We start from the raw sequence: 20,537 nt of genomic DNA, 5'->3' as shown, positions 1-20,537 counted from the left end.
TGCGACTAGAATTTGTACGGAAGATACCAGAAAACGATTAAAACAATAGTTACGTTCTTGTAATCTTAAACTTCAGTCTATGCGTGCTTAGATTTCTTTATGTTTTCCAATAATTTAAGTTTCATTTAAGCGCTAGATGTAAGAGCATGTCTCAAAATTTCAAAAAAACATTACACTTAGTTACTACAATACTGACATTGTTACGTTGAAACGGAGAAAACATGGCTGATAACAAATTCAGATTGGTCACGCGCAGTGACTTTGATGGCCTTGTGTGTGCTGTACTGCTGAAAGATTTAGATATGATTGATGACATCTTGTTTGTACATCCTAAAGACATGCAAGACGGCAAAATTGAAATTACGTCTAACGATATTACCACTAACCTGCCGTACGTTGCTGGTTGTCACATTGCTTTCGACCATCACTTAAGCGAAACCATGCGTAACGACAGCAACATCGATAATCATGTTATCGATCCAAAAGCGCCTTCGGCAGCTCGCGTTGTATACGATTACTATGGCGGCGCAGAGAAGTTTCCCAACATATCTGTGGAAATGATGGACGCGGTTGATAAAGGCGATTCCGCACAGTTTTCAGAAGAAGAAATTCTTGAGCCAGAAGGCTGGGTGCTAATGAACTTCCTAATGGATGCCAGAACGGGCCTTGGTCGCTTCCGCGAGTTCAGAATATCAAACTACCAATTAATGATGAAACTTATTGATGCATGTCGAGAGCACAGCATTGAAGAGATTCTTAAAATGGAAGATGTGGCAGAGCGCGTAGAGCTGTACAACGAGCATAACGAGCTAGCAAAAGCCCAGATTGCAAAATGTAGCACCGTTCACAAAAACTTGGTGATTCTAGATTTAACTGAAGAAGAAACGATATACGCTACCAACCGTTTCGTAATTTACGCTATGTACCCTGATTGCAATATCTCAATACACAAAATGTGGGGCCTAAAAAAGCAAAACGTGGTGTTCGCTATTGGGAAATCTATTACCAACCGCAGTTCAAATACTAACGTTGGCGAGCTTTGTTTGCAGTACGGTGGCGGTGGCCATTTGAATGCCGGTACATGTCAGGTAGAAACCAGTACTGCTGAAGATGTACTTAAAGAAATTATCGAGAAGATTAACGCCGACGGTTAATGGCCAAAGGTAGCACTTTTTCTATAGCGCTGCTGTTTAAATAAACCTGCTGCAAAAGGTCAGTGATAAAAGAGGAAACCCCTCTGGCACTGACCTTTTTTGCTGGCTCTTTTGTTGCTGGCTTTGCTAGTAATTAAGTGACTTAGTTAGTCAGCCTTACCTTAAAAAACTCGGCCAATGTTTTACTAATAACTGGGTGCTGGGTGTCTTGATTAAACAAACAAATATTCACCTTACCCAATTTAGGCAAATGCGGGTGACTAAGTGGTGTTAAATGCGCAGGCAAACTGGATTTTGCTAATGCCGTTACACCAAGCCCTTGTTGAATAGCAGCTACTAGCCCCCCTAAATCAGCGTTGGTGTAGGTAATTTTCCAAGCAAAGGTTTGTTGTTTAAGCTGTTCTATTACGCGGCTTCTGTACATGCAGCCATCGGGGGCTAATACCAAGGGTATGTTGTTACCCACAAGCGGGTGCGCGTTATCACCCACCCACACCACATCATCTTCTAGTACTACTTCACCTTCGGTTTGTTCGCCTGGGTTTACTAGCGCCAGAATTAAATCGAAATGATCACGTTGGCTTGGGTGTAGTAAGTCTCTGCTAAGTGCCGATGTTACTTCAAGCGATACATCTGGATAGCGTTTAGAAAACTCACCAATAAGCCCTGGCAATAGCGTTGAGGCAAACTCGTTGGGAATGCCCAAACGCAAGCGACCGCTAAGCGGTGCAGGGGTAAGGCTTCTAAAAATGTTGTCGTTAAGCTCTAGCAGTTCTTTGGCTTTAGGGTATAGCCAGTTGCCATCGGCGCTAGGTACGTGACGTTGCCCCACTTTGGTAAACAGCTTCCTGTCTAACTGGGTTTCTAGTTTCTTTATTTGCAAACTAATGGCTGGCTGGGAGCGACCAAGAAAATCGCCTGCTTTGGCATAACCACCAAGTTCAATAACGCTTACAAAGGTGCGTAACGTATCAAGGGAAAGCTGCTTCATATTGATAAGGCTTATTAATGAACGAGCGTGCCTACATTATATTTGCAAATGTGTTGGGGTGAAAGTGTGTCGAGCAACTTGGATTTTCTAGGGCTTCTGGAATAACCCTATCTAAGGGCTAAAACAAAGGCGCTAGCAACACTAGCGCCTTTTTTTACTTCTTTAACGCTTCACCCTATTAGTAAGGGTTTAGCGGAGAATAGAAGTTGTTATTGTTGCCATTAATAGAAATATCTATGGCACTTCCATTATGACTAAACGTACTTAAGTTAACGGTGTTTCCTGCATTTAGTCGAATGCGCTGTACGTTGTTGTATTGCACCGGCGAGCCACAGGCAAGCACTTGTCGTTGGGTAGAACTAGTTTCTCTAAATACATAAATGCTGCCAGAACCATCTACTACACCGCTGTTATTGCTAGTGACAAACAGTGATGTGTTTTCATCAGCCGCAATGGCAAAGTGAGTCGTTGAATGCTGTGCTAAAGACACAACCGTTCGGCCCATGCGATCACGCTCAGCAAAGTGCGTGTCGGTAAGCCCGTTGTTTAGCATTGGAATAGATAAAATGCCGTTACTAAAATTCAACGTTTCGTGGCAGTAGTCGGTAACCACTTCCTCTGAAATTGCGCCAAGAATGCCGTCTGGGTCGTACACGCTGTCAGCCATTAATGCCATACCAGCTGAAGTGCCGCCAATAACGCCACCTTTATCGAACACATGCTGCAGTGCGCTTGGCACTTTTGTGCCGCTCCACTGGTTCAAATAATCAGACTGATCGCCGCCAGCAACAAACACAAACTCAGCGCTGCGGATAACCCAATCAACGTAGTCTTCGTTGGCTTTGTTACGGGTATCAACAATTAGTGTTATTACCGAGTCGGCCGCCATTAGCCCTTGCAAATAACTGTTATAGCCGTCGCTGCCTGACGTTCTAAGCACTACCACATCTGCGTTACTGCCAACGTGACCAACAACGCGGTTACTGAATGCGCTATCCACGTCTGAGCCGCCACCCATTAACAGCACCGCGCCATCGCTTTGCGTTAAATTAGTGCAGCTGTCGCTTTCACTGCCGGTCACGTAGCTTGTTAGATTATTAGGCTTAGAGGGGCGAGTACCATAGTTGCAGTCGCCGCCGTTATCACCACCGCCAGTGCTGGTGGGGAACGATACATTTAAGTCGTACCAGCCACGCCCAGAATAACGAGTTAGTTTCAAGAAGTAGGTTTCTGCCGCGCTTGCTTGGTAGCTACCGGTTTCTGGCGTGTTGCCAGTTTCACCCGTGGCAACTGCGTCGCCAGAGGTTTTGTAAAGCGCCCAATCAAAGTCGTCTCGCGAATTGTGATTAAGACTTATATCAATACTGCCTGCCTGTGCGACATCGAATTCAAACCAATCGACGTCGCCTCGGCTAAGGTTTCCTTCTACGGTTGTACCGCTGCAAATGCCAGTATTCGCCTGCGATTCAGTATCGTTAGATTCTGATTCACTGGTAATACATGCGTGCGTGTTTGTTGTTAAAAAAAGGGTTGTTGCTAGTGTTGCCACCATGTTCATTATTATTTTTTTCATTAGATAGTTCCTGAATAACAAATACATACAGCCAGCGCTAAGCACTGGAAAACATTAAACGTAGGTTATTCAGGTGTGACTATTCGTCGAACCACTCACTTAAGTGATAGTCGGTAGAACATGAATGCAGGCCACTAGGAGTAAAAATACAAATGCGCTGTGTCATTGCTTTCTCCTGATTGTGTGGATCTTATTTTATGAAGGTTAGTGCTGCTAACGAAACATTAACAACAGTTCAAAAATACACCAGTGAGGCAAATAGTCAAATAGCAATATTCAGGTGTGTATTACCCACGTTTAAAAGAATGCATTTAAAACGCGGCGGTTCAAGGCAATGAGTAGGCAGATATGCTGCTCAATATTTGATTTTCTGATGTTACCGCGGTAATACATTTGCTTTTTAAATGTATTGATTAAAAATTCCAATTTGTTACCAAAACGTTGCCTCACTATACTCAACCACGTTTTCTACCTTTCAATTAAAAAGAGTAAGTGGAATGTCTAATACCACCGCCCTACACGCAAAGCACCTAGAAGCAGGTGCGAAAATGGTCGATTTCTTCGGCTGGGATATGCCAATTAACTACGGTTCGCAAATTGAAGAGCACCATGCTGTTCGTCAAGACGCGGGTATGTTTGATGTGTCTCACATGACAATTGTTGATGTAAAAGGCGCACAAGCGAAAGCGTATCTTCAGTACCTTCTTGCAAACGACGTTGCCAAGCTAAAAGACAAAGGCAAAGCGCTATACAGCGGCATGCTTAATGAAGAAGGCGGTGTAGTAGACGACCTTATTGTTTATCACTTCGACGAAACTAACTACCGTTTAGTGGTTAACTCGGCAACGCGCGAAAAAGACATGAACTGGCTAATGGGCAAAGCAGAAGGCTTTGACGTAACCATCACCGAGCGCCCTGAGTTCGCCATGATTGCCGTACAAGGCCCTAACGCAAAAGAAAAAGCTGCTACTTTGTTCAGCGCAGCGCAAAAAGAAGCGGTAGCTGGCATGAAGCCATTCTTCGGCGTTCAAGCAGAAGACTTATTCATTGCTACCACGGGTTATACCGGTGAAGCAGGTTATGAAATTATGGTGCCTGCAGAGCAAGCTGAAAGCTTCTGGCAAGCACTACTAGACGCGGGCGTTAAGCCATGTGGCCTAGGTGCACGTGACACACTACGCCTTGAAGCGGGTATGAACCTATACGGCCAAGATATGGACGAAACCGTATCACCACTAGCGGCTAACATGGGCTGGACAATTACATGGGAACCGGCAGAGCGTGACTTCGTAGGGCGTAAAGCGCTAGAAGCTCAGCGTGAAGCGGGTACCGACAAGCTTGTGGGCTTGGTTATGACCGAAAAAGGCGTGCTACGTCATGGTCTTAAAGTGAAAGCAGAAAGCGGCGAAGGTGTTATCACTTCAGGTACTTTCTCTCCAACGCTGGGCCACTCAATTGCAATGGCGCGTGTACCAAGTAACGTTGGTGAGACAGTTGAAGTGGAAATGCGCAAAAAGTGGGTTACAGTAAAAGTGGTTAAGCCCTCCTTTGTACGCAACGGAAAAAGTGTTTTATAAGTTAACAAAGAATAACAGGAACGATTATGAGCAACATCCCAACTGATTTACGCTATGCCGCTACTCACGAATGGGTTCGCCCTGAAGGTGACGGTGTTTTCACTGTAGGTATTTCTGAGCACGCTCAAGGTCTACTAGGTGACATGGTTTTCGTTGAACTACCAGATGTTGGTGACGCAGTTACCACTGGCGACGACATTTGTGTTGCTGAGTCTGTAAAAGCAGCGTCTGACGTATACGCACCAATTTCAGGTGAAATTGTTGCGGTTAACGAAGACCTAGAAGACTCGCCAGAGCTTGTAAACACCGACCCATACGGCGACGGCTGGATGTTCAAAATTAAAGCTGACGACGCGGCAGAAGTAGAAGGTCTACTTGACGCTGAAGGCTACGAAAACAGCATTGACGAAGAGTAATTCGCCACGCAGTTTTAAAGATACACAGTTTAAAAAAGGGGCCTAGTTTTAGCGCCCCTTTTTAACTTAAAGATTTAACGCGCCCTTGCGGCAACCATTACGAGTGCTTAACAACGTTATGTCGAATACTTCCCCTACATTGGCTCAACTAGAGCAAAAAGATACATTTATCCGCCGTCACATTGGCCCGGGTAAAGGTGAAATTGAAGAAATGCTGTCTGCCATTGGTGCAAGCTCATTAGACGATTTAATCGAGCAAACTGTACCGGCAGGTATTGCGCTACCAGAGCCATTGAAATGTGGTGAAGGTGCGACAGAAGTGGAAGCATTAAGTGAATTAAAAGCGGTTGCGCAAAAGAACAAAATTAACCGTTCTTTCATTGGTATGGGTTACTACGATACTCACGTACCAAATGTAATTCTGCGCAACGTGCTAGAAAACCCAGGTTGGTATACTGCGTACACGCCGTATCAGCCAGAGATTGCACAAGGTCGCCTAGAAGCTATTCTTAACTTCCAGCAAGTTACTATCGACCTTACTGGGCTTGAGCTAGCGTCTGCTTCACTACTAGACGAAGCCACTGCAGCGGCAGAGGCAATGGGCCTTGCAAAGCGCGTATCAAAAAACAAAAAGGCGAACGCGTTCTTCGTAGCTAACGACGTTCACCCACAAACATTAGACGTAGTACAAACACGTGCTGAAATGTTTGGCTTTGAAATTATCACAGGTGCAGCGGAAGAAGCGGCAGAGCACGACGTATTTGGTGCGTTACTTCAGTACCCAACGACTACCGGTGAAATTAAAGACATCAGCGACATTATTGCTGCGGTACAAGCGAAGAAAGGTATTGTTGCAGTAGCGGCAGACCTAATGAGCTTAGTAATGCTTAAGTCGCCGGGCGAACTAGGTGCAGACGTAGCACTTGGTAGTGCACAGCGCTTTGGTGTACCTATGGGGTACGGTGGCCCGCACGCGGCATTCTTTGCAACGCGCGACAGCTACAAGCGCTCACTACCAGGGCGTATTATTGGTGTAAGTAAAGACACTCGTGGTCGCCAAGCACTGCGTATGGCGCTACAAACACGTGAACAGCACATCCGCCGTGAAAAAGCGAACTCGAACATTTGTACGGCGCAGGTACTACTTGCCAACATGGCAAGCTTCTACGCGGTGTACCACGGCCCACAAGGCCTTAAAACCATTGCTGAGCGCATTCACCGCTTTGCTGACATTTTTGCCACTGGTTTGAACCAGAAAGGTGTAGCTCTAAAGCACAGCACGTACTTCGACACGCTAACCGTAATGGTAGACAACAAAGAAGACGTACTAGCAAAAGCCTATGCGAAAGGCATGAACCTACGTGCTGACTTAGAAGGCGCGGTAGGTGTAGCACTAGATGAAACCACAACGCGTGAAGACATTGTTGCACTATTCGACGTTATCTTAGGTGATGATCACGGTTTAACGGTTGAAGGCCTAGACGCTGAAGTAACCACGCAAGACGTAAAATCTATTCCTGATGCGCTAGTGCGTACAAGCGACATTCTTACACACGAAGTATTTAACAAGTATCACTCTGAAACAGAGATGCTGCGTTACATCAAGAGCCTTGAAAACAAAGACTTGGCGCTTAACCACTCAATGATTTCATTGGGTTCGTGCACCATGAAACTAAACGCGACTGCTGAAATGATCCCTGTAACATGGGCTGAGTTTGGTCAGCTTCACCCGTTTGCACCGCTAGACCAAGCAACAGGCTATCAAGAAATGATTGCCGAGCTTGCTGAGTGGCTAATTAACGTAACGGGTTACGACGCACTTTCAATGCAGCCTAACTCGGGTGCACAGGGTGAATACGCAGGCCTATTGGCTATTCAGCGTTACCACGAAAGCCGCGGCGAAGGTCACAGAAACGTGTGCCTAATTCCAAGCTCTGCACACGGTACTAACCCTGCGTCTGCACAAATGGTTAGTCTAAAAGTTGTGGTTGTTGCCTGTGATTCAAACGGTAACGTAGACCTTAACGACCTTCGCAAGAAAGCCGAAGAAGTGGGTGAGAACCTGTCTTGCGCCATGATCACATACCCGTCTACCCACGGTGTATACGAAGAAACCGTACGCGAGATTTGTGACATCGTTCACGAGCACGGCGGTCAGGTTTACATGGATGGCGCGAACATGAACGCGCAGGTGGGCATTACATCACCTGGTTTCATTGGTTCAGACGTGTCGCACCTTAACCTACACAAAACCTTCTGTATTCCACACGGTGGTGGCGGCCCAGGTATGGGGCCAATTGGTGTTAAGTCGCACCTTGCACCATTCCTTCCAAACCACACAGTGGTAGACGTAGCAACAGCAGGTAAAGACTGTGGTGCAGTTTCGGCAGCGCCATGGGGCAGTGCGTCTATTCTGCCTATTAGCTACATGTACATTAAAATGATGGGTAGCGAAGGCCTACGCCGTGCAACCGAAGTAGCTATTCTTAATGCTAACTACGTAGCGAAGAAGCTAGAAGGGCACTACAAGGTACTTTACAAAGGTAACAACGGCCGTGTTGCACACGAATGTATTGTTGACCTGCGCCCGCTTAAAGAAGCAAGCGGTGTTACCGAAGTAGACATTGCGAAGCGCCTAAACGACTACGGCTTCCACGCGCCAACTATGAGCTTCCCAGTAGCGGGTACGCTTATGATTGAGCCAACAGAGTCGGAAGCGAAGTACGAGCTAGACCGTTTCATTAATGCCATGATTAGCATTCGTGAAGAAGTAGCGAAAGTAGAAAGCGGCGAGTGGGATGCCACTGATAACCCACTACACAATGCACCGCACACGCTAGCAGATATCTGTGACAGCGACTGGAACCGCAGCTACGACCGCATGCTAGCGGCGTACCCAGCACCAGAAGTACACAGAAACAAATTCTGGCCAACGGTTAACCGTATTGATGACGTATTCGGCGACCGTAACCTAATTTGTTCTTGCCCTAGTATTGAGAGCTATTCTGAGGAATAGGGTGTTTTAGCAGCGATGCTGCTAGAGATTGATTTATTTGAAAGGCGAACCTTGTGGTTCGCCTTTTTTGTTGTTCAGGTAAAGTAGAATTAGTAGAGTAGAAAAAGATAATTTTATTACATGGAAAGTAGTTGAAGCACATGACAAAAAGATGCCATATATTTCTACTATTGATTCTTTTTTCACTGTTTTTCATTCAAGTTGGTGCTGAAGAACTTAATATTGAACCAATAGACATAACAAATAGTGCTGCAGGAGAAGATGTTTTTGAAAGAGCACAATTTTTTGAAGACGAAAAAGCTATTTTTCAGCACCCGAAACAAATTCCTATAAACACAGACTGGAAATTATTAACTCAGAAAAATTCAAAAGCAGGGCTTTCTAAGAAACCTTTTTGGATTAAGTTTACTTTAACAAATTCAGGCCCTCTTACAGAAAGTACATTTGTACAAACTGATATTGCGTTTCTGGATAAGTTCGAGGTTTTTGCATTTGAAGGCGCAAAGGAAACTCATAAAATAGTTGATGGAAGTCTACCTTTTAAGTCTAGAGAAATTCTTAGCCCTTTGCCCGCAATTGAAATCAGTGTTGAACCTAAGTCTTCAGTTGAAGTTTACATAAAGTTATCTAATTCACATGTTGAGTTTACGAGTCTTCACCTTAGCCTTTGGCGTGAAGATAACTTCGTCCAGCATAATACTACCTACATAGCTAAAATAGCCTTCTTCTCGGCTGTAGCCCTCACACTTGGTGGTATTTGGCTGATTTTTTCCATTGTTCTAAAGCAGCCAAGATTCTTCGTTTATTCTCTAATGATGTCTTTTGCTGGTGCTTATTATTTGTCTTACTCAGGCGTATCATTCCAATTCATTTATCCAGAGTACCCTGAGATACACAATAGACTCTTTGTATTTGCATTACAGTCATCACTTACTCTAAGTTTTTTGTTTTTCATTCTTCATTTATCACCTAGCAAAAATGGTTTTCCTTATATTAACAAGGTGATGTGGACATTATTTTTTACAGGTTCTTTTCTAGCTCTCAACGCTCTCTTTAGAGTTTCAGATACGCTTGCTGTGGTGGGTGTAATGGGGTTTTCAGGGTTGGCTTTTCTCAATTCAATCTTCGGCATTAGAGTTTGGTTGAAAACTAGAGAATCTTTTGCCTTTTGGTTCATGCTTGGATGGAGCATGTTTGGCATATCTATGTTTGCTTTTATGCTTTTCTTTTCGATGGGTATTGGTACTAAATATCTATCGAATGACATTGCTCACGAAGTTGCTCAACTCTTGATCTTAATTGAAGGAACGACTCTTTCAATTTCTCTTGCCAGGTGGTTTTTATTTCAGCAGTCGCAAAAGAAGCAAGCAGAAATAGCATCACTCACCGATCCGCTAACGGGTTTATTCAACAGGCGCGCATTGGACGAGGAGCTTGAAAGTCGCAAGCTGCTAATGGCGAACGAGGGCGCATACACTTTGGCAGTCGTTGATATCGATCATTTCAAAGCAATTAACGATAACTTCGGTCACGCTACAGGGGATGAAGTATTAAAGAATGTATCTTTCATAATAAAGTCATGCATAAGAGGAAACGATGCAGCTTTTCGGATCGGTGGAGAAGAGTTTCTTCTTTTACTGGATAACTGTAAAAGATCAGAAGCTTTCCTAATTATCGAAAGAATTAGACAAGCTTTCGAGAACAACCCGACACTAGTTGATGGCAGAACAATCAGTCACACACTTAGTGCTGGTTTAGCGCAAAGTAACGAGCAACCTTTTGAGCAAGTTTTAAAAGAGGCTGACGATGCACTTTACAGTGCTAAAAGAAGCGGGCGTAATAGAGTTTCTTTTGAAACGGATCAAAGTGAGTCTAGCGTCGCTATATGTTGAGTGTGGTGAAGTTTTGTGGCCTGTATTTGGTCTGATAGCTTTACTTTGGTGTTTAGACTTTAAACGCCCTGTTTGTGCCAGAAGCTGACGGTGGTAACGGTCCGCATAACGGGCGAAAATACGTAGGCTATAATAACCAAGCGAAGCGCAGGGAGCCTACGTGTTTTTGTCCCCAGCGAGCGCATCAGTGTTAATGCGTTTGTTAGGTGCGTGCCTCAAAGACATTCCACCCTATCAAATCCATTGAAGCAACCATGTTTATCTCTTCCGCCAAATGTATTGCCAATCATTTCAAAGGACTCAGGATCTGCACCTTCGACTATTTTCCAAGCGTAATATACGTTGATTTTATCTTTCGTATAGCCACCAGTTAGAATTTTAAATGAGCCTCTATCTTCCAATGGAATTCTATTTTTCTGAAAATAGGCACATTCATCATCGTACGACAGCCAGTTGCCGTACTCCCCATTAAAATCGTGTATTAAGAAGCTCTCGTAGTCACACACATTTAATGGCTTCTCATTAAAAAAGTAGTCTTTCCCATCTCTACTAAAGTTTCCATCTATCACTTCAAAAGAAGAGCCTATCGAGTTGAGTATGAGTTTTTCCCCGTAAAATGCATGACTCTTGTCAACACCATAAAACTCCCATACGCTTTTAAACGATTCTGCATCTGCGCCTTTAACTTCTGAACCTTGATAAAATACTCTGAACTCGTCTTTCGCGTATCTATTATGCTCTAGAATTTTGAATGTTTTGTGGTCTGCATTTAACTCTCGCTCTCCATTACCTGTTCCCTCGTTCCAATAGGTCCAATAAACCTGCTCGTCTCTGACTTCGTAGCCAGAGCAACCTGTCAGGAGAAGTAATAGCAAAAAATAGGTAGTAATTCGCATAAGCACCTAACACCTAAATATGGGGCACAAACAGGCAGGCTATAATGGCGAAGCCGCCCGCGGGCGACATGATGTTTTGTTAGGCACCAACGGCCTCCAATGTCACCATGCGCAAAGTTGAGTCTTGAAACTCATAGTGTATTGAGCAATTGAAATTATACAATTTTATCCACTCACGGAAAACTCCTAGAAATTTAGAAGTTCTTTTTTCAAAAATCAAAGCATTCTCGTGGCAATAGTTCTCGACTTCCCTGATACTTCTAAACCAATTAATTTTCTCGAAAGAATTTTCACTCGTTATAAATATCGTTTGTAAAACTTGTTCGGTGTTAAACGAAAACTCTAAGCCAAGTTCGCCAATCGAAGCTGAGTAGTTATCAGCTACATTTTCCTCTAGTCGATCATATTGGTAAGACACATCAACGTTATACATTTCAAAGAGGTCATTAATAGTGACTGATTTAAGCTTTTTACCTAAAAGGCTGATGATGTCCATTTGGTGCCTAACACCCAAATAAGGGGCGCGAACATGGCGGCTATAATCGGAGCGAAGCGACACAGCCGCCATGTTTGTGTCCCAGCGAGCCCGCGAGCGACTTTATTTTTGTTATGTGCCTAATGTTTGATTAGGGCTGCATCAATACGAGCTTTGACTTCACAGGCGCTCATTGATTTCTCAAGAGACTCTATTTCTTTTAGGGAAAGCCCATTTTTACTTTTATTTGCTGCGCTAGGAAACTGTTTAACCTGTTTAGCTGCTAATTCCAACCCTAGCTTATATGCATCATTCATTTTCTTGCATTTTGTTTCATCGTTTTCTGCGAATGATTGTGATGACACAGCCAGTAAAGCAATTAATATAATATTTTTAAAGCTCATAAAATTCCCTTTTAAGTAACCTATGACGATGTTGATATATTGACTATTAATGCAAAGTGTAAATTTACAGCTTCGCACATAACGTTCGCATAAACGGCACAAACACTGCGCTACAATCGCGAAGCGGCGCTGTGTTTGTGTCCGCAGCGCGCCCTGCGCGCGTTTAATGCGCTTGTTATGTGCCACTTTTAATAATACCTACAATTTGATTTGGGTAAACTCTTTACTGCTTGCATAGTTTGAACGAAGTTTACAAAACGGGATTGCTCGTTAGACAACAGAGAAAAGCAGGTAGTTGAAGCCTCTGATCCTTCGTTACTTACCATTACTTCGAATGGGTAACTACTGACGCAAATCGGTTCCAATTCATCTGAATCTACATCTAAACTTCCTTCTGATATATCCGCTTTGGCCAATTCCAACATCTTCACTTTATCAACTTGATCAAAATGAATTTTGACTTGAACAGCATCTTGTTCAGCGAGACAGAGTCTCCTCTCAAAAATACCATTTGAGGTGTCAAAGCTATCAGAGCCAGCTCGAAATGAGGCATGCTCATTCGTAATTGCGCACGCACTGATCAATAATAAAATAAAAAAGATAATGAACTTCATAAAGGTGACCGTGGCACATAACATCTTATTATGGAGACTTCACTGTAACACGCAGTAGGTTTTACGCAAAAACTCCACAAATGGTCTGGATATCATACTCTTACAAGACTGATAACGAGAAAATTAAACACCTTTTATGCATATTACTAAGAATTCTCTTTAATAACGGGCTCATTTTGTAAGCTAATAATTCGAAATCAATGATTTATAAGTTTTAAACGCTTGGATTTGCTGATTACTAAGACCTTTCATTAAATACAAATCTAAACTGTGCTCTATTATCGCTAGAACTGAGGCTTACAGCGTATTTTTGAGAGAATCTTTTGTGTGGTTACTGAGACTTCTCAGTAATTACACAACATCATTTACTGGAGGATTGTCATGGGTCAAAGCCTTTTTATAGAAAAAATTCGTGCTATCTTGCGAGCCACGCAAATCTATACGCATGTCATTGGTCAGCATTCCTCGAGCACAATAAGTCCATTAGATAGAAGGAACTAAAATGTCACTAAAGCGGTTGCTACAAGTAGCTTTGAGCAACCGCTTTCCATCTAAATAAATCTGCATTGCATTTGTTAGCGAATGTCCGCTTAACGCTCATAGCTGCCTGTCAGGTAGAGTCTAAACCTATTCATCGAAACTGTCAGATCAGATAAGAGCTATTACAACTAAAAACACAAAAAATGCCACCACACCTAATATGAATCGAATCTTGTCACACTTTTCTTTGAATTTTCTTAACGGCTCTACATCACCTTTTAAGAATGCATACTTGCTATTTAGTTCTTCATTTTCTGCAACGAGTGATGCCTGACTTTTAAGTAGATGTTTAATCATGTCTTCAACAGACATTTGTGCAATTTTGTCTTCGTTATACTTAGAAGGAATTTGATCAATCGGTAAAACCGCACGACCATCCTCTAGTGTCTCCCAATTACCCAGCTCAAGCTCAGTTGTTTGCTCATTAAAGACGTAAGGTATGCAACCAATTGTGCGATAAAATTGGTTCCTCAAGGTCATTTCTTCTTTGGTCTTTGCCTGCGCATCAGTTAATTTAAAGCTGATTTCATCCAAATCGTCAAAATCCACCAGCTCTTTAAGGGTATTGAATAGTGAAACCATGACCCATTTCCCAACACCTCTGTTTTTAGCAAAATAAATATTTAAAAAAAGCCCGCTCGTCGAGAGACGCCACTTTGATTCACTTATAAACCTTTCACATTTGAACTCAAATGATGTTCTTTGTTCTTCGCACCTATAACGAGAGTTTTGATAGGCTGTAACGTCTACCTTGTACTTAATCGACGTTAAGGTTTGTTCGAATGAAGTGCAGGTCAAGATGCCATTGGCTAGGACGTATAAGGTCTCTTCATTTTCCTTAGTCGGTTTTAAGACAAGTCCGTAAAACTTAGATGTTTGTATTTTTTCGACCGACATCTCGCATGTTCCGTTATGTGATTTTCGCCCAGTGTGTTACCTATGGTAAAGAAATGGAAGCGTTAGCTTCACGCTCATATTTCCGACTGGCTTCTAATAAATTAATGGCGCTAACTTGCACAAAACAAGCCTAGAGCCATGTACCGGTCCACGCCCAATCCACTATTCCTTCCTAACACCCCGAATACCACCATCCATCACCAGCGCTTCAACCAACCCACTTTCTTCATCCATCTCAAACCGAATACTACTGCCGTTCTTAGCAAAAAATAGCCCCTCACCTTCATAAAAATACTCTTCATTTTCAACATAAGGTAATGCGTTGAGCATAAAACCATTGGATGTTTTTTCTAAAACTACATCAACAACAACTGGTTTAGTTACCGCATAGGTGCCAATGTATTGGCCTAGTTCGTCTTGGCTAATAGGTACTAGTGTTTTTATTTCAGGCTCAGAGTAACCAACGTCCATTGCTTCTTTTAAGCGTATTTCTAGTTCAGTTATTAACTGCCTGCCGTTGTTGCTGTTTGTCATAATGGCGTAGCCGTTGCCTGTATCTAGTTCTATGTATAGCTGCGACATAAAACCAGCATCTGCGCCGCCGTGGCCAAAGCCTAGAATTTCACCGTTGTCATCCATGTTGATGAAAAAGCCTATTCCTACATTAGGTTGCTGAATACTTGGGGTATTGTTGGTTAACATTTCTTGTGCGGTTGCTTGCGATATCCAGTCTGTTCTTTGCCCCAAATACGCACTGCGTACACTGCTTGCAAACTTCAACATGTCAGATGGCGTACTCCACATGCCAGCAGCTGCTAGTGTGGCGTAGGTATGTGCACCACCTTTAATTGGTGAACCGTCACCGTCGTACGGGGTAGCCATATTGTTCGACAGGTTTGTTGTTATAGGTTGTTCGTATCCTGAACGAGTCATACCTAAAGGTTTGAATAAAAGCCGTTGCGACATAGTCGGTAAAGGTTCGTTAGCTACATCTTGCAAGGCAAGCTGCGCCAGCGTGGTGCCGCCACCTGAATAGCGCATTTGCGTGCCTGGCTTAATATCAACTATTACTGCGCTGGTGTTTGCAGGCTCGGTTCCCTCCAGCACTTGCTGTAATGTAGGCACTGGCTCACCCGCCGCGTAACCAGGGAAGCCGTGCACTGTAGTGCCTGCTGTGTGGCTTAACAGACGGCGTAACGACACCGCTTCTTGGCCAGTCCACTCATGTTCGGGTAATTGCCAGCTGGTAAGCAAGTTATTTACGTCGGTATCTAAATCAATGGGGTTATCTTGGCGGTATTTCATCAGTACTGCCGCAAATGCAGGTTTTGAAATACTGCCCGCTTGGAATACTGTGTTTTCATCAACAGCCAGCTTGGTAGTGATATCTTTAACGCCGCTTTGCATGGTCCAAGCCAGTTGCCCATTTCGCATAAACGCTACCGACACACCAGGCACTTTGTAGTGGGCCTGTCGTTGCTCTAAAGATTGGTAATCAACTTCTTGGCCTTCAATGCGAATGCGCTCACTTAATCTTGTTTTTAAGACGCGAGCATCTTGTGTTTTTAACAGGCTGGCTTCTTGTGTTTTTTCTTGAGCGAGCGAGGGTTGCGCGGTTTGCGTTTCGGGTTCTGTACAACCCAATAGTGAAACTAGGCAAATAGACAGTGTACTAGCAATAAGTGTTTTGGCTGGCTTCATGTTAGGTATTCCGTTACGCATTTTTTACCAAGTGATACCAGAGTACTTGGCTAAAATTACGCCGTCAATCAATCTATTACACAGCATTAAGTACTAAATACGTGCATTGTTTGCTAGCTGTATTGGAGCTAGCACAAATAAGTTTTTATTGCGCTAAATGAAAACAACGCAAACTTTTTTATGCGCTTACCGTAACCATTTATCAAACGATAAAAGCAATCAACAAGGGTTTACAATGATTAATTACATTACGCTAGGCACAAAAGACATTGAAGCATCTGCGCAGTTCTACGAGAAACTGTTAGAAGACTTTGGCGTTAAACGTTTGGTAAATATGGACAGAATTAAGTACATCGGCAAAAACATGAAAGAGCCGATGGTGGCAGTGTGTATTCCATACGACGAGCAAGACCCACACCCAGGTAACGGCAATATGTTTGCTATTGCGCCAGGCAGTAAAGAAAAAGTAGACGCTATGTATAAGAAAGCCATATCGCTAGGCGCCACGTGCGACGGCGAACCGGGCCAGCGTGTGCCTAAACTGTTTTACGGTGCCTACGTGCGCGATTTAGACGGCAATAAGATTTGTTTTAACTTCTTTGGCTAAGTGCTGGCTAAAGGCTAGTCGAAGTGAGGAGAGCAGTATTCACGTTTTGCTTACCGAACACGAATACTGCTTATACTTACTGAGAATTTAAAGACTAAATTCCAGTAAACACATTATTCATTAAGTAAACGCCAATTGATAAACACACTAGGCCTAGCGCTACCATTGGCACCATCATAGTGGCTACCACTTTAGCGGTTTCTTTACTTACTTGTTCTCTGTTTTTACTCATGTCTTATACCTCTTAAACTACTAGCGAAATTATACTGTTACTAAGACAACGATTTTTAGAGGTATGTGCCTAATTTTAAGACAATTTTATGTAACCTTTGTTGAGAATTTGTTAAACGCAAAAAACATGCGCAGAGGCTCAACCAACTCCTAGTTCAGTAGGTTAATTTACGCCTAAACTGAAATGGCAGCTCCAACTACAGGCAGTAGCTTCCGTCCCCATAAAAAAAGCCGCGTGCAGCAACGTGACGCGGCTTTCCGAGCTGGGCTGAATAGACAGCCTTCTAGAGCAATTGCGTTAAAGGGGTTAGCTAGAACGACCCTCACTCATAGCTGCCTGTCCAAATACCTTAACTCTCGACATATGATCACCTCCTTACTTACGTTGCTAAAACTAACTGAAAAGTATCACATAAGTATTTGGTGTAAAGACTATTCAGATTACAAACACGTTACTTTTGTAATAACGTTGTCTGTCACTCGTCGTCTATTCTTCATTTGCCTTTTATCTGCCCTTCACTTGCTCTTCATGCCCAGCAACAATACCCGCCACTTTTTGATGCATTATTACAAGCTTAGCATGCAGTAAAAATAGGGCTTCTATAAACGATTCTTGGTTTTGAAGAGAGCTGTAATCTTGATGTTTTATTGTTTTTTCTAAACGCGTTACGTAGTTAGCTAATGCAAACGCGCCAATGTAACGCAGCGACGTGGTGTATATGTGAAGTATGCGCAATATGGTTGCAATGTCGTTTGCATCAATAGCATTTTTCAGTTCATTGAGCTCATGTTCAAGCGCCACAAAGTCATGCAATAAAGAGCGATACAGTGCTTCATCGTCTAGCAATGGTTTCATCGCCTGTGCTTTATCAATAATGCCAAGCGCGTTCTCGTCTGCAGCTAGGAGGTTAGTTGAACCGTTATCAGCGTGCTGTGATGTGCTGTTAATTGTGACTGCAGCTTCATTGCTATCAGTATTGTTATCTAACATGCTTGAAAGCGTATTGAAAAAGTAAGCGGGGTCGATGGGCTTACTAATGTGCCCATTCATACCCGCAGCAAGGCTCTTTTTGATGTCTTGCTGCATTGCATGTGCGGTCATGGCAATAATGGGAATGTCTAATACAAGTTCGTTGCGAATGGCCTTAGTTGCAGCAAGGCCGTCCATAATAGGCATTTGAATATCCATTAATACTATGTCGAAGGCACTATTTTCACGTAGCACCTCAAGGGCCTCGCGCCCGTTGGAAACCACCTTTATAGTGGCATGAGTATCGTTTAGCAGCCCCAGTGCAACTTTCTGGTTAAGCGTATTATCTTCGGCTAATAAAATATTCTTGCGACTGAAATTGGGGATGTGCGTTGCGTTAGTAGACGATGAATTATACGGCGCGCTGTCACGCTTAACCTCTACCGTAAAGAAAAAGCTAGCGCCTTTTCCTAATTCACTCTCGGCCCACACACGGCCGCCCATCAAAGTAGCAAGCTGTTGGCATATCGCTAATCCTAACCCAGTGCCACCGTATTTACGGGATATAGATTCGTCACCCTGATTGAACGGCTGAAACAATTCAGCAATTTGGCTGCTACTTAAACCAATGCCGGTGTCTTTTACTTCAAACTGAAGTACAACGTTATCGTTATCTTCTTTACTCTTTATGCTTACCGAAATTAATCCATCTTCGGTGAATTTAATGGCGTTACTAATTAGGTTACTTAATACCTGTTGAATGCGCAGCGAATCACCTTTCACGTTAAGAGGTACGTTTTTGGAAATGTGCACTACGGTTTCAATGTGTTTTTCATTAGCTTTGGCCCCGAAAAGGTGAACGGTTTTGTTCACTAGTTCCTCAAGGTTAAAAGGGGCGCACTCAATAGTAAGTTTGTTGGCCTCAATTTTAGAGAAGTCTAGAATGTCATTAATGATGCTCAACAGGCTTTGCGACGCACTTTCTATTTGCTCAAGGTTGGTGCGTTGTTCTGTATTTTCAGCGTCGCGCTTCGACAGTTTTGTTAGCCCTATAACGGCATTTAACGGAGTGCGAATTTCATGGCTCATTCGAGCGAGAAAGTCAGATTTAGCTGCAGTGGCTTTTTGTAAATCTTGAGTTAGTGCGTTTAGCGCCTGATGCTGACGGTGTGTACGAATTAAAAGCCCTACTACTAAAAACAAAAACGCGATAACCACACTTATAAAGTACAGCTGCATGGTATTTTGCTTTTTCTGAATGCGGTTGCGCTGTTCTTTCAACTCATTGTCTTTTTCTAACAGCTTTATGGTTTCTTCTTTTTCTGAAACCGACAGCCTTACCCGATTTAACGCTAATAACCTAGACTGTTGCTCGTTGAAACTTTGTTCAAAAGCTTTTTGATATTGCTTTGAGTAGGTAAGGGCATCTTCATAGTTTTGCGTTTGTTCAGACAGCGCAACCAATTCACGTAGCAGCTGTAACAGCAGTAGCTTGTCTTGCTGAATTTCGTCTAGCAATAAGCCTGCTTTTAGTTCGCTAATGGCTAACGCGGTGTTGCCTCTCTGCTTGTAAATTTCGACAAGCTTTAACAGCTGTCCACCTTGGTTATATTTAAAGCCTACTTTACGGTCGGCCTCGGTAGCCATGTTCAGTCGCTTAAGTGCTTCGTTAAAATTACCTTGCGCCAAATGCAAGTCAGCGATTGCGTTATGAACAATACCGATAAAAGGGTAGTTAAGTGATTTCAGTATATTTTCCGATAAAAGAAGACTTACTGTTGCATCTTGATAAGTAGCGCGCTTGATCTGTGCGAACCCTTGGAAAAAGTAAGCAATACCTTCATCTTTTTTACTTCTTAAGCGCTGAGCAGAAGACAAGTACTGCTTTGAAAGTAACAACATTTGCTCATAGTCTTTTAGCGACATGTAAACGTTGCCCATTGCGCTATACACCAGTAGAACAAGGTCACTGTTTGATGACGTATATAAATTCAGTGCGTTATTTAATGCCTCTAGTGCGCTTGCATGCTCACCAGCAAAGTCGAGGATCATACCTTCTAAACGATAAGACTCGGCCAACGCCAACATGTTATTGCTGCTATTGGCTAATTCTCGCGCCTTTAGCAACACTTCATAACTTTTCAGGTTTTCTTGCTGAAGGATCAGCGCATACGCTTTTATATTAAGGTAACGACTGTGCTGTTCATGATTAGGGTTTGCGGCAAAAAAACGGTCTAGTTCTTCAAATTCTTGTGTTACCGAATCGCTATTGTTTTGAACACGTTTTTTCAAGCCATCGAGCTTAGGAGGGCTTACTGCTTCAACGTTTTCTGGTACCTGTAGCGCATGCACCGTTTGAGAGAGCAGTGGTACAGCGAAGACAATAACAGAAGTAAGCAGTACGCGCTTAAAAAAGGTTGGAAGCATAGCCTTATGCAATGCCACTTTCAGTGAATTTCAAAGTATATTGTCTTCCTTTGGCAGTGTTCATTATTCCATTTTCACGCGTCATGTTTTTCGTTAAAAATTATAAGGTAGGAACAACGCTTTTTCCATGTAATGTATTTGCTTACTACAACGCAC

At 43.1% G+C, this 20,537-nt stretch carries 16 protein-coding genes; 6 read left to right on the top strand and 10 right to left on the bottom strand.

Annotated elements, in window-relative coordinates; genetic code table 11:
• The first annotated feature begins 221 nt into the window (after positions 1-221).
• The gene (locus V7R35_RS04665; protein ID WP_334013546.1) at positions 222-1,154 is read left to right on the top strand and encodes an exopolyphosphatase; all 933 of its coding nucleotides are present in this window, start codon (positions 222-224) and stop codon (positions 1,152-1,154) included.
• A gap of 142 nt (positions 1,155-1,296) precedes the next feature.
• Here the strand turns inward: V7R35_RS04665 and V7R35_RS04660 are convergent, their stop codons facing one another.
• Together V7R35_RS04660 and V7R35_RS04655 are read right to left on the bottom strand one after the other, a co-directional pair.
• Positions 1,297-2,145, bottom strand: coding sequence for a LysR family transcriptional regulator (locus V7R35_RS04660; protein ID WP_334013545.1), 849 nt, complete (start codon positions 2,143-2,145; stop codon positions 1,297-1,299).
• A 178-nt stretch (positions 2,146-2,323) separates the two neighbouring features.
• Positions 2,324-3,718 carry a Type 1 glutamine amidotransferase-like domain-containing protein gene (locus V7R35_RS04655; RefSeq protein ID WP_334013544.1) on the bottom strand — a complete coding sequence of 465 codons (1,395 nt, stop codon included), beginning with the start codon at positions 3,716-3,718 and terminating at the stop codon, positions 2,324-2,326.
• Between the two features lie 497 nt (positions 3,719-4,215).
• Between V7R35_RS04655 and gcvT the strand changes: the two genes are divergently transcribed.
• The 4 genes from gcvT to V7R35_RS04635 all read left to right on the top strand — a co-directional run bounded on the left by gcvT (position 4,216) and on the right by V7R35_RS04635 (position 10,619).
• Entirely contained in the window at positions 4,216-5,295 is a 1,080-nt protein-coding gene (gene gcvT, locus V7R35_RS04650; protein WP_334013543.1) for a glycine cleavage system aminomethyltransferase GcvT, read from the top strand.
• Positions 5,296-5,321: 26 nt separating this feature from the next.
• Complete coding sequence (gene gcvH / locus V7R35_RS04645; RefSeq protein WP_334013542.1) at positions 5,322-5,711, top strand: glycine cleavage system protein GcvH; 390 nt, start codon at positions 5,322-5,324, stop codon at positions 5,709-5,711.
• 118 nt (positions 5,712-5,829) lie between these two features.
• Positions 5,830-8,727 (top strand): aminomethyl-transferring glycine dehydrogenase, encoded by a 2,898-nt coding sequence (gcvP, locus tag V7R35_RS04640; protein ID WP_334013541.1) that lies wholly within the window; start codon positions 5,830-5,832, stop codon positions 8,725-8,727.
• Between the two features lie 140 nt (positions 8,728-8,867).
• Positions 8,868-10,619: a sensor domain-containing diguanylate cyclase gene (locus V7R35_RS04635; protein WP_334013540.1), complete on the top strand. Its 1,752-nt coding sequence runs from the start codon at positions 8,868-8,870 to the stop codon at positions 10,617-10,619.
• 215 nt (positions 10,620-10,834) lie between these two features.
• On the opposite strand, the gene V7R35_RS04630 is transcribed toward V7R35_RS04635, so the two are convergent.
• From V7R35_RS04630 to V7R35_RS04600, 6 genes are all read right to left on the bottom strand, one after another.
• Complete coding sequence (locus V7R35_RS04630; protein WP_318488337.1) at positions 10,835-11,515, bottom strand: DKNYY domain-containing protein; 681 nt, start codon at positions 11,513-11,515, stop codon at positions 10,835-10,837.
• Positions 11,516-11,594: 79 nt separating this feature from the next.
• Entirely contained in the window at positions 11,595-12,083 is a 489-nt protein-coding gene (locus tag V7R35_RS04625) for a hypothetical protein (protein ID WP_334013538.1), read from the bottom strand.
• 47 nt (positions 12,084-12,130) lie between these two features.
• A complete protein-coding gene (locus V7R35_RS04620) occupies positions 12,131-12,394 on the bottom strand; it encodes a hypothetical protein (RefSeq protein ID WP_334013537.1) in 264 nt (87 codons plus the stop codon).
• Between the two features lie 188 nt (positions 12,395-12,582).
• A complete protein-coding gene (locus V7R35_RS04615) occupies positions 12,583-13,008 on the bottom strand; it encodes a hypothetical protein (protein WP_334013536.1) in 426 nt (141 codons plus the stop codon).
• Between the two features lie 648 nt (positions 13,009-13,656).
• Positions 13,657-14,445 (bottom strand): hypothetical protein, encoded by a 789-nt coding sequence (locus V7R35_RS04605; RefSeq protein ID WP_334013535.1) that lies wholly within the window; start codon positions 14,443-14,445, stop codon positions 13,657-13,659.
• Positions 14,446-14,607: 162 nt separating this feature from the next.
• Entirely contained in the window at positions 14,608-16,146 is a 1,539-nt protein-coding gene (locus tag V7R35_RS04600) for a serine hydrolase domain-containing protein (protein WP_334013534.1), read from the bottom strand.
• A gap of 235 nt (positions 16,147-16,381) precedes the next feature.
• On the opposite strand from V7R35_RS04600, the gene V7R35_RS04595 reads away from it, so the two are divergent.
• The gene (locus V7R35_RS04595; RefSeq protein WP_334013533.1) at positions 16,382-16,753 is read left to right on the top strand and encodes a VOC family protein; all 372 of its coding nucleotides are present in this window, start codon (positions 16,382-16,384) and stop codon (positions 16,751-16,753) included.
• Positions 16,754-16,847: 94 nt separating this feature from the next.
• Here the strand turns inward: V7R35_RS04595 and V7R35_RS04590 are convergent, their stop codons facing one another.
• Together V7R35_RS04590 and V7R35_RS04585 are read right to left on the bottom strand one after the other, a co-directional pair.
• Positions 16,848-16,985 (bottom strand): hypothetical protein, encoded by a 138-nt coding sequence (locus V7R35_RS04590; RefSeq protein ID WP_334013532.1) that lies wholly within the window; start codon positions 16,983-16,985, stop codon positions 16,848-16,850.
• A gap of 504 nt (positions 16,986-17,489) precedes the next feature.
• Positions 17,490-20,381 carry a tetratricopeptide repeat-containing hybrid sensor histidine kinase/response regulator gene (locus V7R35_RS04585; protein ID WP_334013531.1) on the bottom strand — a complete coding sequence of 964 codons (2,892 nt, stop codon included), beginning with the start codon at positions 20,379-20,381 and terminating at the stop codon, positions 17,490-17,492.
• Positions 20,382-20,537 lie beyond the last annotated feature (156 nt).

This window comes from Alteromonas sp. S167 (genome assembly GCF_036864375.1).
In the GTDB taxonomy this organism is placed as follows: domain Bacteria; phylum Pseudomonadota; class Gammaproteobacteria; order Enterobacterales; family Alteromonadaceae; genus Alteromonas.
This window is presented reverse-complemented; position numbering and strand designations above follow the sequence as displayed.

Excerpts from the sequence above, each read along its gene's own strand:
- V7R35_RS04665 (WP_334013546.1), top strand. The coding sequence starts at position 222 with ATGGCTGATAACAAATTCAGATTGGTCACGCGCAGTGACTTTGATGGC.
- V7R35_RS04660 (WP_334013545.1), bottom strand. The coding sequence starts at position 2,145 with ATGAAGCAGCTTTCCCTTGATACGTTACGCACCTTTGTAAGCGTTATT.
- V7R35_RS04655 (WP_334013544.1), bottom strand. The coding sequence starts at position 3,718 with ATGAAAAAAATAATAATGAACATGGTGGCAACACTAGCAACAACCCTT.
- gcvT (WP_334013543.1), top strand. The coding sequence starts at position 4,216 with ATGTCTAATACCACCGCCCTACACGCAAAGCACCTAGAAGCAGGTGCG.
- gcvH (WP_334013542.1), top strand. The coding sequence starts at position 5,322 with ATGAGCAACATCCCAACTGATTTACGCTATGCCGCTACTCACGAATGG.
- gcvP (WP_334013541.1), top strand. The coding sequence starts at position 5,830 with ATGTCGAATACTTCCCCTACATTGGCTCAACTAGAGCAAAAAGATACA.
- V7R35_RS04635 (WP_334013540.1), top strand. The coding sequence starts at position 8,868 with ATGACAAAAAGATGCCATATATTTCTACTATTGATTCTTTTTTCACTG.
- V7R35_RS04630 (WP_318488337.1), bottom strand. The coding sequence starts at position 11,515 with ATGCGAATTACTACCTATTTTTTGCTATTACTTCTCCTGACAGGTTGC.
- V7R35_RS04625 (WP_334013538.1), bottom strand. The coding sequence starts at position 12,083 with ATGGCGGCTGTGTCGCTTCGCTCCGATTATAGCCGCCATGTTCGCGCC.
- V7R35_RS04620 (WP_334013537.1), bottom strand. The coding sequence starts at position 12,394 with ATGAGCTTTAAAAATATTATATTAATTGCTTTACTGGCTGTGTCATCA.
- V7R35_RS04615 (WP_334013536.1), bottom strand. The coding sequence starts at position 13,008 with ATGAAGTTCATTATCTTTTTTATTTTATTATTGATCAGTGCGTGCGCA.
- V7R35_RS04605 (WP_334013535.1), bottom strand. The coding sequence starts at position 14,445 with ATGTCGGTCGAAAAAATACAAACATCTAAGTTTTACGGACTTGTCTTA.
- V7R35_RS04600 (WP_334013534.1), bottom strand. The coding sequence starts at position 16,146 with ATGAAGCCAGCCAAAACACTTATTGCTAGTACACTGTCTATTTGCCTA.
- V7R35_RS04595 (WP_334013533.1), top strand. The coding sequence starts at position 16,382 with ATGATTAATTACATTACGCTAGGCACAAAAGACATTGAAGCATCTGCG.
- V7R35_RS04590 (WP_334013532.1), bottom strand. The coding sequence starts at position 16,985 with ATGAGTAAAAACAGAGAACAAGTAAGTAAAGAAACCGCTAAAGTGGTA.
- V7R35_RS04585 (WP_334013531.1), bottom strand. The coding sequence starts at position 20,381 with ATGCTTCCAACCTTTTTTAAGCGCGTACTGCTTACTTCTGTTATTGTC.